Here is a 13,286-nt window from a genome sequence, read left to right as displayed (position 1 = left end):
GCCTGATCATCTCGTCGCTCTTGGTGCGCTTACTCAGCAGCAGCCATATTCTTTGGCAGAAGTGGGTCTTCAATCTGCAACAGGTGGCGAATGCTCGCGCGGTTGTCAGCAAGATCCGCAATCGTGCACTTGTCGAGCACACCGAGGAATGCTTCCAGCGCTTCATGCAGAACAGAATTGAAGCCGCAGTGGTTGACGAGCGGGCAGTCCTGACGGCCACTGTCAAAGCACTCAGCAAGAAGGAATGACTCTTCAGTTGCACGTACCACCTGTCCTACACTGATTTGCTCAGCTGGACGTGGCAATACGATACCACCGTTACGCCCTCGGATGGTTTTCATCAGATCAGCGTCAACGAGCACCTTCATGATCTTGAAAAGGTGAGTTTCCGACATGGAAAACGAAGCCGCGATCTCAGCAACTTTGCTTGGCTTGCCAGGATTTGCCGCACAATACATCAGGGCACGTACAGCATAGTTGGTTTGTTGAGTGAGTCTCATAATATTAGCTATGCGTCTTCCGGTGTCTGTCGTCAATAAAAATATGCATCTCTAACTCAACAATAAACCATTCCCAGTTTAGAGTCATTAAAAACTTTGTCGGTGCTGGAAACAAACCCGAGACCGTTCTTTTGCCAGTGCACGTGCAAAATATATCTAAATCCAGCTGATCCTACAATAATCACAGAGCAAATATCTGGCGTGAGAAACTCGTCATTTATTCAGCAAGCTAATGGTGATACAGCTCAAATATGAGAGTGAACACGACGGACGCAATTGAGTTCCAATGAAGATTTCAAAACAAAGCCTTGAGGAGCAAGCCGCAGACTTTCTGAGGCAGCAGATTTTGGCGGGTCATTATGTCTCAGGCGACAAGCTGACGGAAAGTACGCTTGCAAAAGGTCTGGAGCTTTCACGCACAACCGTGCGCATGGCGTTGAACACACTCTCGAGCGAAGGACTTGTCTCGCAAAAGCCTTATGCAGGGTGGAGCGTGACGACACTGACGGACCACGATATCTGGGAAATCTATCACCTTCGTGTCGCGCTGGAGAGTCAGGCTGCTCAAATGGCAGCTGAAACGATCACGCCGGAAAAGGCTGTTCGGCTGCGTAAAGAGCTGGAGGTCTTCAAGGAGATCTGCCAGCAAGACGGCGTCTCACTTACAGAAGTTACGTTCTATGACTTTGAGCTTCACAAGCTGATCATTGAACTGAGTGAGAGTGCACGCTTGGCGCACATGTACAAGAGCGTGATCAATCAGCTTTCAATCTATATTCGTATCACGCACTTTGACTTTGATATTGAAGACAGTGCGAACACCCATGTCGGTTTAGTGGAAGCCATTTGCTCTGGCGAGGCGGAAAAGGCCCGCAAGCTCGCTATTGAGAACATCAGTACCTTCACTGAAATGGGCCATAAGCTGAAACATGAACATGTTAAGCTGGCGACTGACGACTGATAGTGCTTGAAGATTTGAGATAGTCATAAAAAAGGGCGGCCCGGAGGTCGCCCTTTTGCTTTGCCTGAGGAGGAAGCTTATTCCGCAGGAACAGCACCAGCTGCTTCGCGGGACTGCCGGAGAATATCTTCGCCACTTGTTAAAGCGAAGTCCTCACGCATCCACTTGATGAATCCGTAAACCATATAGCTGATGATAAACATCAGTGGGATAGAGGTTACGATGGCACATGTTTTGATGGTGTTCAGTGGGGCGTCAATGAACATCATCGCAAGTGGAACTGCAGCCAGCATCACACACCAGAACAGGCGCAGCATTGGAGATGGCTCTTCGTTCTCTTTCAGGCCCTTTGTAGAAGCCGCTGCCATGGTGAAGGCTGCAGAGTCCAGAGTGGTTGCCAGGAAGAGAACGGAGACCAGCGCAAACAGAACGATGAAGATCGCGCTGAGTGGCAGGGTGTTCATGACCTGAACAATCGCCTGATTTCCTTCGCCGGAAGCTACAAGACCAGCAACATCAACAAGACCGGTTACGTTTGCTGACTGAGACAGACCACCAAGGATACCGAAGAAGAAGAAGCAACCAGCACTACCGCTCAGCAGCATGTTCGTGATGACGCCGCGGATACTACGACCCTTGGAGATTTTGGTCACGAAGATGGATACGAACGGAGTGTAGGTGATCCAGTAGAGCCAGTAAAAGATTGTCCAACCTTCTGGGAAGCCGCCATTGTCAACCGGATCAGTGTAAAGGCTCATGCGGATGAAATCCTGGATCATGATGCCAAGACCATTCACCGTAGACTTCGCAATGAACATTGTTGGGCCAACCAGGAACACAGCAATACAGAAGCCGATTGCCAGATATGTGTTCATTGAGCTGATACGCGCCATACCCTTCTGAATGCCCACATATGAACTCAGAGAGAAGAATGCGGAGATAATCAGTATCAGTACCAGATTCACATTGAAGGTTGGTTCAATACCGATCAGAGAAGACAGGATCTCAGAAACCATCGGCACAGACACACCAAGTGTGATGGAAAGTGCACCGAAGATGGTGAAGATGAAGATCACGTCAATCACACGGCTGATCAAGCGCCAAAGCGGAGTTATCGGCTTGTCACCGCGGATAGCAGTACACACAGCTGAGAGGCTGAGACCAGGGTTCTTGCGAACGTGGAAGTGGTAAGCAACTGGCAGAGAGACAATGCAGTAAGCTGCCCAGGCGCTGAAGCCCCAGTGGAACAGGTTGTAAGCAGTGCCCAGCTCGTAAGCCGCAGTCGTACCAGTCTGAACTCCTAGAGGAGGGGCGTTGAAGTAATATGCCCACTCAGTAAAGGCCCAGTATACTGTTGCAGAACCCAGACCTGCACAGATCATCATGGAAACCCATGCGAATGTGCTGTACTCAGGGCTGCCTTCACCCAGACGGATATTGCCGTATTTGCTTATACCAAGCGCAGCCAGAAAGATAACTGATCCAAACACAAGCAGCAGCACAGGCGTGCCGAAGATCGCATTGAATGTACCGAACAGGTAGTTGGCTATCTCGTTGCCCTTTTCAGGGAAGATTGTCAGGCCAGCAACAATGGCGATGACAAACCCCAGACTTATTGAAAGCAGTAAGGTGTCTAATCTTTTCCCAGTGTTAGACATTTGTTATTCCTCCATCTTCAAGCGTAAGCAGGTTGTGCATTCACTTGATATTTTTTGATTAGGTCTTCGTTCAGCTCGATCCCAAGGCCTGGGCGATCAGGAACAACAAGCTGCCCCTCAGCGAAGACCACTGGCTCTTTAGCCAGCCCGTTACCCGCAACAAGCGGACTATTGCTCTGGGAGTATTCCATCAGGTTTCCTTGCTCGCAGGAGGCAAGGAAATGCACAGATGCAGCAAGCAGAATGTCTGTGCTGAACCCATGAGGAATGAGTTGGACACCGCGCATCTGCGCCATGTCATAAATCTTGCGCATCTCGGTGATGCCACCACAACGTGTAATGTCTGGTTGAATGATGTCTGGCTCACAACGCTCCAGCATGTCGTGGAACTCACGGCATGTGGTGAGCGCTTCACCGCCAGCAATTTTTTGAGATGCCTGAGCTCCAAGTTTCACATAGCCACGTTCATCGTCAGCCATGACGGGCTCTTCAATCCAGTGCAGATTGAAAGGTTCCAGACGCTTACACATATGCAAAGCATGAGAGGCAGTGCGCCATTTGGTGGCAAGATCGATCTGCAACTGTATATCTGGACCGATTGCTTCACGCACAACGCGTACAATCTCATAATCAGTGTCTGGATCATCACCCAGAATGCCGCCGCCAAATTTCAGGCTGGTGAAGCCCTTTGCGACCAGATCCTGTGCGATCTTGCGGTTGTCTTCTGGGTTATCTGCCGGGATGAAAGTGCCGTAAGCCGGAATCCGATCACGATACTTCGCTCCCAGCAGAATATGCAGTGGCACACCATAGTGCTTGGCGGAGATGTCCCACAGTGCAATATCGATAGCGCTCATGGCATGAATGCCAGCACCGCGACGACCAACATAGTTGCTGGACCAATACATCTTGTTCCATAAGCGGCTGATCTCAAGTGGATTTTCGCCGATCAGCAGGGACTTCAGACCCGTGCAATACAAGTTGGACTGCGGTGCTTCAATGAGTGCTGCAATCACGGTTGGCGAGCTGTCTGACTCCCCAAGCCCCACCAGACCAGTGTCGGTGTGGATGCGTACGATCAGTGCATCTTCGCCCCACTCGCAATTTTGTGCGAGCAGCGGGACACGAAGATGGATGACCTCAACATCAGTGATCTTCATTTTATTCTCCCTGATGCGCAGGTCCTCAATGAAGGCCTGCGCGTTGTTTTAATTATTCTGCGGGGATGGAAAGCAAACGCTCGACGCGCTGATCTTTCTGAATGAGTGAGCAGTAAGCGTAGCCAAAGTCTTCGATGGCGGTTTTCTCGCCATTGATCACGCCTTCGAGTGTTTTCAGGATTTGTTCGGAGACATTCTCAAGGCTGTCTTCACCGCGCATGATGCCGGTTGCATCAATGTCGATGTCTTCATTGATCAGCTGACTGTTGCCACTGACGCGGATGACTGGAACAATCGGATTATTGAAACCAGCCCCACCAGTGGTCCAAAGGATCACCTGACAGCCGAGTGCTGCAAAATGCATCGCTGAGCCACCACAAAGCATTGTCGTTTCAGACAAGTACATGCCTGGAGCCTCTGGCTTTTCCAACTTAGTCGCATTGATGCGCAAGATATCCTGAATTGGCCTGGAGCCTGTTTTTGCAAGAGCGCCGAGTGACTTTTCTTCGATGGTTGTCAGGCCGCCAATGCTGTTACCAACACTCATGGTTTCAACCTGAGTGCCCTCAACGTGCCAACGCTTTTCTTCATCACTGATCAGCTGGTCGATCTTCTCAGAGACTTTTGAGGTGATAGCTCGTTCTTTGAGAATATGCTCACAGCCAAGCAATTCCAGAAGCTCACCGGCTACAGCAGAGGCACCCATATCAATCAGCTTATCTGCGGCTAGACCAACACTTGGGTTAGAAGCAATGCCAGAGCTGGTGTCTGAGCCACCACATTTGATACCCACCAGCAGCTTGCTGATTGGAGCATCAACCATCGGTGTTGCACCGGCATGCTCAACGATCTTGGCAATACGCTTCAACCCTTCGCGAATGGTTGAAACTGTTCCGCTTTCTTTAATACAGGTAAGGGTCTCTACAGGACGCCCGGTTGCACGGATTGGCCCAGCCACAAGGTCAGGCGTAATGCTGCCACAACCCATATTGATCACCAGCGCCCCGGCGATGTTCGGGTTGGTCGCTGCGTTGATCATGGTGCCAATCATCTCTTCGTTGCCACCATACATGCAGGTATTGTAATTGGTGACGACAACAGTACCGGGCGTCTTCTCAGAGATCGCACGTGCGATGCCTTCCGCGCACTCATCGGCAGCGATAACCATGATGAGATTGCGGATGCCGACAGATCCATCTGCTCGCTGATAGCCTCTGAACGTCTGCATCAGTCCACCTCAATTTCCATTTGGGTGATGATTTCGTTGATCATCACCTCTGGAATATCCAGATTTAAGCTTCGAATGTTTTGAACGTGAGCAAACTGGCCCTGAGGAACAGGTTTGATTGCTTTGCCGACTGCGACGCCGCCTTTAATCAGCTGGTCCTCTGGTTTCATGGGGCGCAGTGCGACTTTGTTGCCGAAGGGAATAGCTTGCAGAAGCTCCAGCTCTCCCAAGCTTTCGTTCTGTTCGGAGATCACCAGAACTGTCTCCCCCTTGCTGGCATTTTCCAGCAGGGTTGCAACATTGTCTGCAGCATTAAGGCGAAGTGCCTTGATCATAATGTACTCCGTCGATTGTCCTACAATCGACTATTGCATAAAATACACATCAAGTCTTGAGAAAAATCAATATTGTCTGACAATCGAGGTGGTGGGGGAATTAATTATTAAAATTCAGCGACTTGGCTTTGAAAAATTTCGGGTGCTGGGGGCTGATGAATGTTCTCAGCTAGGAAAAACTAAGTAAAATCCAGCAGAAATACGGGTTTTTTTACAAAAAATAGCGGCGCAAAACCAAAAGCTTCACGCCGTGCCACCAAATGAGTCTCCCTGTTCTACCCAGGAAGGGATCAGCTATTTCCCCTAAAGTGGAGAAACGTCGACATAGACCTGATAGTCATAAATCAGAGTGTCATTGCGCTTCAAAACAGCTGAGAAAGGGATCTGGAGTGTGCTTTTGTCATGACGCGTATAATGCACCGCGCCCGTGCAAATGACTGTATCACCAACACTCCAGGCGTCTTTGAGTGTGTGTGACATAGCTGCGATGGATTGGAAAAAGGCTGCATTTGCATCGACAACCTGCTGGTAACCTGAAATCTCATCAAAATTCCCAAGTTGGAACCGTACGTCTTGTGCCAGAAAAGATCCGACAGCCTCAGCGCTCAAAGAGTCGACGGCTTGATAAAGCTTATTGGCAAAGTCGCGTGCATCTACGTGTGTCTTAGTGAGGGATGTCATTTTCTTTCCTATCGTTCTTTTAGGTTGGGAGAGTGGTTGCTGCATCTGAAAAGGCAGTATTCAGGGAGCTCGAAGTTTCGTGAGTTGAATGTGTCCGTTTGTCAGTGCTAGCCCAAAGAACAGAACGGCAATAGCAGCGAAGATGGCCATGCTGATGGGTTCTGAAAACACCAGTGCAGCAACCAAAATGCCTGAAACTGTGGCAAAATATCCGACTTGGCTGAAGCCAACACTGTCCGTTCTGTCTTGAATAAAGAACGTGAGAGCATAGCTCGCTGCACTAAGAAATCCGATGCCAAGGATGATCCACCAGATGTCCTGGATTGGCTCGACGAGCGCTGGCAGACTATCGCCAAGAAGAAGCAAAGGCAGCAGCAACAGCACTTGAGAGAACATGGTCCCGGTTGCAGTCCCAACTGAGGAGGCGTCTTTGGGATAGGCTTTGTTGCGGTAGATGTTTGCAATTGCCAGCGACAAAGGCATGCCTGTCCCAATCAAAATCCAGATAGGATCAAACTGACTGACTTGAGCACTATTGAGTGTCACAAAACTAATCCCAGCAAGCCCAACCAAAATCCCGACAAGCCGCTGTGTTGCAATCAGCTTTCCGTCGACGATTGATGAGAGCACCACCGTAATCAAAGGCGATAGAGTTACAAGAACAGTCAAAAGCCAGGCTGGAATATGCTGCAGGACTAGGTATGCAACCAGCGAAGGCACTGTGATCCCAAGAAAGCCATTGATGATGTAATACTTGATATGACGGCGTTTCAGTGAGAGGCTCTCATGCTTCAGATGAAGCAAGAGGTAGAGGAACAAACCCGCCAATAGTAACTGCGCAAATGTTGCGCTCAGTGCCGTGACCCCAGCTTTTGTCACAAGCTTGGCAAGAGCGTAATTAACGCCAACAATTGCCCCGATCAGGATGATGTAACCTGTTGGATTATTGTGCTTTCCAGTTTCCGTATAAGTTGCTTGACGATCCATTAGACAGCTCCTTTCTGGAAGACACTGGTCTGGTCGCGACCGTGCGGTTTCAGAAGATTTGGCTGTGGGCCAATTGAAACGATACCTGTGGGATTGAGATGACGGTGGCTGCGGAAATAGTGCTCCCGCATACGTTGAAAGTTCACTGTCTCGGCGATGCCAGGATACTGATAGAGCTCGCGGAGATATGAGCTGAGATTGGGATAATCTGTAATGCGTCGCAGATCGGTTTTGAAATGTGTCACGTAAACAGCATCAAACCGAATGAGACTAACAAAAAACTTCCAGTCAACTTTGGTGATTTGAGCACCTGTCAGATAACGCCGAACACTCAGCCGGGCCTCCAAAAGGTCAAGAGCTTCAAAGAGCTTAGAGACGGCAGCGTCATAAGCACTTTGAGACGTTGCAAAACCAGCGCGATAGACGCCAGAACTCACGTTTTCCTGAATGAAGTCGGCAAGCTCATCTATCTCACTCCGCAGTGCTACCGGATAATAATTGGTGCTTGAGGATGCCAGATCAGCAAAAGATGTGTTCAGCATCCGCATGATGTCCGCTGAATTATTGCTGACGATCTTGTTTGTCTTCTTGTCGACCAGGAGAGGGACCGTAAGCGCGCCAGTGTACTGGGGGAAGGCGCGCAAATAGACTTCAAAAATAAATGTGTCTCTTGGAACACCTGCTGCATCATCAAACAAGGTTTGGTCAATCTGCCATCCCTTATCCCCCATGACCGGATGCATCTCGCTGACAGAAATGATCCCCTGCAACCCCATTAATGATCGCATCACCATCACACGATGGCACCACGGACACGCATGTGATGTATAAAGATGGTAGCGATCTTCTTCCGCAGGAAACTCAGCAGCCACATTCGGTTCTATCCAGTTACGAATATCGCTGCTGATAGGGCGATAGGTTCCGTCACTACTTTTGGGTTTTTCATGCAGTTGCCCATTGATAAGCATCATAGCCATTGGACTGTCCTCTTTTTCTGAAGAGAACTTAGTAAGTTTCCTATTTCACGATAATCACCTAATGTGGAAACTTGTTGGTGAGAAAAAGAGAACGAATAAGACAGGGCGAATGGAACATATAAATGCAATACCCGTTTTCGTAACGGTGGTTGAGCAAAAGGGATTTGCCGCTGCTGCGAGGCAACTCGGCGTCTCAAAGTCAGCTGTCAGCAAGCGGGTTTCTTTGCTGGAGGAACATCTAGGTGCGCGTCTTCTCCACCGTTCCACCCGAAACATCAGCCTGACTGAAGCAGGAGAACTTTATTACGCTCGCGCGGTAGATGCTTTGGCAGCAGCGCAGGAAGCAGAAAGTGCCGTTGCGCAGCTACAGGGCAAGCCGAAGGGGCGGCTAAAGATAAATGTTCCAATGACATTTGGCCGGCTATATATAGCTCCCCTGATCCCTAAGTTCCTCAAGAATAACCCAGAAATCAGCATTGATATGATCATGGATGATCGCTTGGTAGATTTAGTTGATGGCGGATTTGATCTGGCAATCAGAGGAGGTCGCCTTCAGGACTCGTCCTTGATCGCTCGAAAAATAGCACCTTGCCGCAACGTGCTGGCAGCCTCTCCGGGGTATCTGGATGAGTTTGGAATGCCAGAAAACCCGGAAGACTTGCATCACCATAACTGCCTGCATTACGCATACTTTAGTGACCAGCAAGAATGGACATTAGAGGGTGCAGACGGGCCCATCAAAATCGAAGCCTCTGGAAATTTCCAGGTTAACAATGGCGACGCCCTCACAGTTGCTGTTTTAGGCGGTTGCGGAATCGGTCGACTGACCACCTTCGCAGCAGGTGATTATCTGAGATCAGGAGAATTACGCCAAGTCTTGCCAGACTACACCTTACCAACCCAAAACATGTACGCCGTCTACCCCGCCCGCCAATACCTCCCCACCAAAACCCGCAGCTTCATCGACTTCATCTCATCAGAAATCGGTGGCGGTGAACCTTACTGGGATGAGGGGCTCTACCCCTCCAGCCTCTCAACATCAAACACCAGATAGAGCAGTTTTTTGCACCAGTGCATTACGGTTTTGCGTTCTTGTTCGTCTGCTGTGAGGGCGACGATGTTGAGGCAGGAGACGCTGATGAGGTTTTGGAGATAGGCGAGGCGGTGCGGGTTGTTTGGGAGTTGGCGGCCAAACTTCTCCTGGATACGGATGAAGCGTGCCAGAATTTGGTCCATGTGCGCTTCTTCAAGCTCTGACAATTCTTTAGAGGAGTTCATGGAGCGGCGAAGCTGCCAATGGCCTGCAGTGTTCGCTTGTGCATTGATTGCCATTTGCTCGAACATATCATCGATATAGTCTCGGATTGGCTCACCGCCATCATAGCGTGCATCCAGGTCATCAAGTCCGGTCAAAGCGTTTTCCAGCCAACGGCGAAACAGCTCATAAAGAATGGACTGTTTGTTGGGAAAGAAGTTGTAAAGCGACCCCACACTGACGCCAGCACGGCGGGCAATCTCATTGGTGTTGATCCTATCAACCTGACCTTCGCTCAGCATATCCAGCGTTGTCTGTAGGATAAGTTCGATTTTTTCTCGTGAACGTTGTTGTTTGGCTTTCTTTCGCAAAGCGAGTGATTGCGCGTTCATGGATGACATGGGCTGGCTGTCCTTTGTAAAGCTCGCATTCTCGTGTTCTGCACAACAAGATTTCCGGTGGCAAGCCATTAAGAAACAAATTAGCAGATATACTCACTGAATAACTTGACTTATAAAGTCATATTATCTATTGGAGTCAAAATCGAGTGATTGCTCAACTTTTTGGTCATTAGATCGGAAGTTGCAGTTAATTCTAAAAGTATTGAAAAATCAAATGATTGAGCTCCAGCCAAATTAAACGTCAAGCCAGAAGCCAGACACCTTTGGAGCGATTATCAGTGGGATAGGTGTTTAAAACATGGGCATCCACTACAAGTCTGCGCTTCTGTCTGGCTCCTCTATTAGCTTGCTGCTGTTTGCTGGAAACGTGAATGCGCAAGAGGCGGGTCCTCCCAATCAAGATCTGGATGAAGTTGTTGTATACGGCTCTTCCGTTGCCGAAGACGCGTTGGCGCCGACCCTAGGTTATGTCCCAACTGAGACAGCGAGTGCTGGCCGTATTGGTTTGCCGATCGAGGAAACACCACGATCTGTTTCGGTGGTTTCCTCTCAGCAGATGGAAGATCAGGGCGCTGAATCTATTGTAGATGCGATTTCCTACAGCGCTGGTGTTGTACCTGCGATCTACGGATTTGATCTTCGCTACGATAACTATGCAATTCGTGGTTTTGAAAGCGCTGTTGGTGGGCTTAACTATCGCGATGGGTTGCCGTTGCGAATTTTTGCCTGGGGTGGCTGGAACATTGAGCCATTTGGTGTCGAGCGCGTTGAAGTGCTGCGTGGCCCGTCCTCCGATTTATTTGGTGCGAACCAGCCAGGTGGCCTGGTCAACACTGTCACAAAGCGCCCGCAAGAAGATTTTTCTGCGATTTTGCAAGCAACCTATGGAAACAACAACCGTAAACAACTTGCTGCAGACGTAACGGGCTCCCTCTCAGAAGGTTCTCCAATCAGCTATCGGTTGGTTGGAGTTGGCCGTTTGTCAGATACCCAAGTGGATCATGTGAATGATGACCGGTTCTATTTTGCTCCATCTATTACTGCGAAGCTTGGCGACAACACAAAACTTACATTGCTGGCTCAATACCAGAAAGATTTTCAGGGTGAGAGCTGGCAGATACTACCGCAACATGGGACTCTGCTGCCAAATAGTCAGGGTAGTTTCGACTACGACACATTTGCTGGTGATCCGGATCGCAAAGGGCTGAACCGTGACCAGCATTATGTTGGTTATGAGTTTGATCACCAGTTCGACAATGGCCTTGAGTTCTATCAGCGTGCACGCTTGGCTTATAATAATATTACCTATGATGGTGCCTACAATGGGGGCGCAATAGACTTTGACACGCTTTTAGCAAGTGGGGTTCCGAAGGCTTCGGGTGTTGATACAGTTGTTCTTGTCAAAAACGAAGTCGAAGAAACTGGCTATCAGGGATCCATTGATACCGCACTCAAGTTTGATGCCACATTTGGGGCTGTTGAGACGCAATTTATTGCGGGTCTGGATTACTATAAAGGTTATTCCGAAGCTGATTTAGGAAGTGGGTATGCCGGAGAAAAGAACCTATTTACGGGCCAAATTACAAATCTCCTACCTAGCCTGCCAGGAATTAACGCAGCCTTGTTGAGTGACTATACAGGGTTCTCAGATCAATCAGTTACGCAAACCGGATTGTATGCTGCAGCAAATTCCAAGATACTTGATAGGTTCCGGCTTGATTTAAATGTTCGTCATGATTGGCTAGAGCGAGACACCAAAGGGCAAAGGCCTGAGCCATTTTCCGTAGTGGCGGATGAGCAAACATTTGACCGTGCGCTTACCGGACGTATTGGTCTCTCATATGTGAGTGATTACGGCATCACACCCTTCGCGAGCTATGGCACATCCTTTGATGCTCCTCCTGCTGGAACGACCAAGGAGGGTCGAGCCTTCAAACCGACTTATGCAAAGCAGTTTGAAGTCGGCATCAAGTATGCTCCTACGAGTTTTGATGGTTTCTTCAGCGTAGCCGGTTTTCAAATTACAAAAGATAATGTTCTGACAAATGACCCGAACCACGCAGGACCTGCGCCAGCGTCGATCCAGGCCGGAGAGGTCAGGGTGCGTGGCTTGGAGTTTGAAGGTGCAATTGAGCTATACAGTGGTTTGTCTGCGCTCGGCAGCTACACCTATCTGGATACTGAAGTCACAAAAGATACAACTTCATCTCTTTTAGGAAATCAACTTGAGCGCATTCCAGAGCATGCAGGCTCCCTCTGGCTCAAATACGACTTTGCGGAAAATACCTGGTTAGATGGTTTGAGTGTTGCCGCTGGAGCGCGATATCTGGGAGACCGATATGGTGACAATGAGAACGCGATTAAGCTTGATCCGGCGACACTTCTGGATGCGGCCGTGAGTTATGAATACCAAAACTTCAAACTTTCTTTCACAGGCCGGAATCTTGCAGACAAGTCATATATTAGTCATTGCGGTAAAGCGACACTTGCATCGCTTGTGCCTGCAAGTCTGAATATGGACTCCCACAACTGCACATATGGCAAGGGACGTGAGCTGCGGTTGCAGTTGACCAGTACTTTCTAGAGCTTCTCAATCAGTAAATACGGTGATGCCACGGGCTTTTCAGTCCGTGGCTGGTTTTGTGAGAGTGACATGCAAACCACCCACGCATGCATCAAAAAAATGAAGCTGCTGTTGTACTGCACTGTGCAGCTCCTTGCTGTGACTTTGCTGGGCCTTCAGCAGACGACAGCAGCTGAATTTCCAGTGATGTTTGAGCATCAGTACGGGACAACGACGGTCACTGCAGAGCCCAAGCGGATCGTTTCTGTCAGCTTCATTGGGCATGACTTCCTTCTGGCGTTGGGAGTGAAGCCAGTAGCCCTTCGGCGTTGGTATGGCAGCTACCCGAGTGGTGTCTGGCCTTGGGCGCAACCTGCTCTGGGGGATGCCAAGCCGACAGTCATGTGGGGTGAGATTAATGTGGAGCAGATCGCTGCTCTGAAACCTGATCTGATCTTGGGTTTGTGGTCTGGAATGACCCGTTCTCAGTACAAGATACTTTCGCAGATTGCGCCGGTTCTCGTGCCTGAAGAGCACTTCGGGGATTACGGTACGCCGTGGCAGCAGATGACGCGCACGA

General features: G+C 49.4%; 13 protein-coding genes. 4 read left to right on the top strand and 9 right to left on the bottom strand.

The features are described from left to right. Positions 1–29: 29 nt before the first annotated feature. Positions 30–500 carry an iron-responsive transcriptional regulator RirA gene (gene rirA, locus PPL9_RS11590; RefSeq protein WP_082596779.1) on the bottom strand — a complete coding sequence of 157 codons (471 nt, stop codon included), beginning with the start codon at positions 498–500 and terminating at the stop codon, positions 30–32. Between the two features lie 286 nt (positions 501–786). On the opposite strand from rirA, the gene PPL9_RS11585 reads away from it, so the two are divergent. Beyond that, positions 787–1,461, top strand: coding sequence for a GntR family transcriptional regulator (locus tag PPL9_RS11585; protein ID WP_057462842.1), 675 nt, complete (start codon positions 787–789; stop codon positions 1,459–1,461). A 77-nt stretch (positions 1,462–1,538) separates the two neighbouring features. Here PPL9_RS11585 and PPL9_RS11580 read toward each other — a convergent pair whose 3' ends face one another. The 7 genes from PPL9_RS11580 to PPL9_RS11550 form a co-directional block, all read right to left on the bottom strand. Continuing rightward, positions 1,539–3,119, bottom strand: a complete 1,581-nt coding sequence (locus PPL9_RS11580) for a BCCT family transporter (RefSeq protein WP_057462841.1) — start codon at positions 3,117–3,119, stop codon at positions 1,539–1,541. A 17-nt stretch (positions 3,120–3,136) separates the two neighbouring features. Then, positions 3,137–4,279, bottom strand: coding sequence for a mandelate racemase/muconate lactonizing enzyme family protein (locus tag PPL9_RS11575; protein WP_057462840.1), 1,143 nt, complete (start codon positions 4,277–4,279; stop codon positions 3,137–3,139). 52 nt (positions 4,280–4,331) lie between these two features. Continuing rightward, on the bottom strand, positions 4,332–5,507 hold the full coding sequence (locus PPL9_RS11570; RefSeq protein ID WP_057462839.1) for a UxaA family hydrolase: 1,176 nt from the start codon (positions 5,505–5,507) through the stop codon (positions 4,332–4,334). After that, positions 5,507–5,842 carry an SAF domain-containing protein gene (locus tag PPL9_RS11565; RefSeq protein WP_057462838.1) on the bottom strand — a complete coding sequence of 112 codons (336 nt, stop codon included), beginning with the start codon at positions 5,840–5,842 and terminating at the stop codon, positions 5,507–5,509. Before PPL9_RS11565 ends, PPL9_RS11570 begins: the two co-directional genes overlap by 1 nt. A 303-nt stretch (positions 5,843–6,145) precedes the next feature. Then, a complete protein-coding gene (locus PPL9_RS11560) occupies positions 6,146–6,523 on the bottom strand; it encodes a nuclear transport factor 2 family protein (RefSeq protein ID WP_057462837.1) in 378 nt (125 codons plus the stop codon). A 60-nt stretch (positions 6,524–6,583) separates the two neighbouring features. Beyond that, positions 6,584–7,510 (bottom strand): DMT family transporter, encoded by a 927-nt coding sequence (locus tag PPL9_RS11555; RefSeq protein WP_057462836.1) that lies wholly within the window; start codon positions 7,508–7,510, stop codon positions 6,584–6,586. Continuing rightward, on the bottom strand, positions 7,510–8,487 hold the full coding sequence (locus PPL9_RS11550) for a glutathione S-transferase family protein (RefSeq protein WP_208989320.1): 978 nt from the start codon (positions 8,485–8,487) through the stop codon (positions 7,510–7,512). The genes PPL9_RS11555 and PPL9_RS11550 overlap by 1 nt, the downstream gene beginning before the upstream one ends. Positions 8,488–8,596: 109 nt before the next feature. Between PPL9_RS11550 and PPL9_RS11545 the strand changes: the two genes are divergently transcribed. Next, entirely contained in the window at positions 8,597–9,541 is a 945-nt protein-coding gene (locus PPL9_RS11545) for a LysR family transcriptional regulator (RefSeq protein ID WP_057462835.1), read from the top strand. Here PPL9_RS11545 and PPL9_RS11540 read toward each other — a convergent pair. Next, positions 9,505–10,143 (bottom strand): TetR/AcrR family transcriptional regulator, encoded by a 639-nt coding sequence (locus tag PPL9_RS11540; RefSeq protein WP_057462834.1) that lies wholly within the window; start codon positions 10,141–10,143, stop codon positions 9,505–9,507. The two genes, PPL9_RS11545 and PPL9_RS11540, sit on opposite strands and share 37 nt — an antisense overlap. A 298-nt stretch (positions 10,144–10,441) precedes the next feature. Between PPL9_RS11540 and PPL9_RS11535 the strand changes: the two genes are divergently transcribed. Both PPL9_RS11535 and PPL9_RS11530 read left to right on the top strand, forming a co-directional pair. Then, positions 10,442–12,727: a TonB-dependent siderophore receptor gene (locus PPL9_RS11535; RefSeq protein ID WP_057462833.1), complete on the top strand. Its 2,286-nt coding sequence runs from the start codon at positions 10,442–10,444 to the stop codon at positions 12,725–12,727. A 69-nt stretch (positions 12,728–12,796) separates the two neighbouring features. Next, the coding region (locus PPL9_RS11530) for an ABC transporter substrate-binding protein (RefSeq protein ID WP_152986675.1) at positions 12,797–13,286 on the top strand (490 nt) is incomplete at its 3' end.

The organism is Pseudovibrio sp. POLY-S9 (assembly GCF_001431305.1).
Lineage (GTDB): Bacteria > Pseudomonadota > Alphaproteobacteria > Rhizobiales > Stappiaceae > Pseudovibrio.
This window is presented reverse-complemented; position numbering and strand designations above follow the sequence as displayed.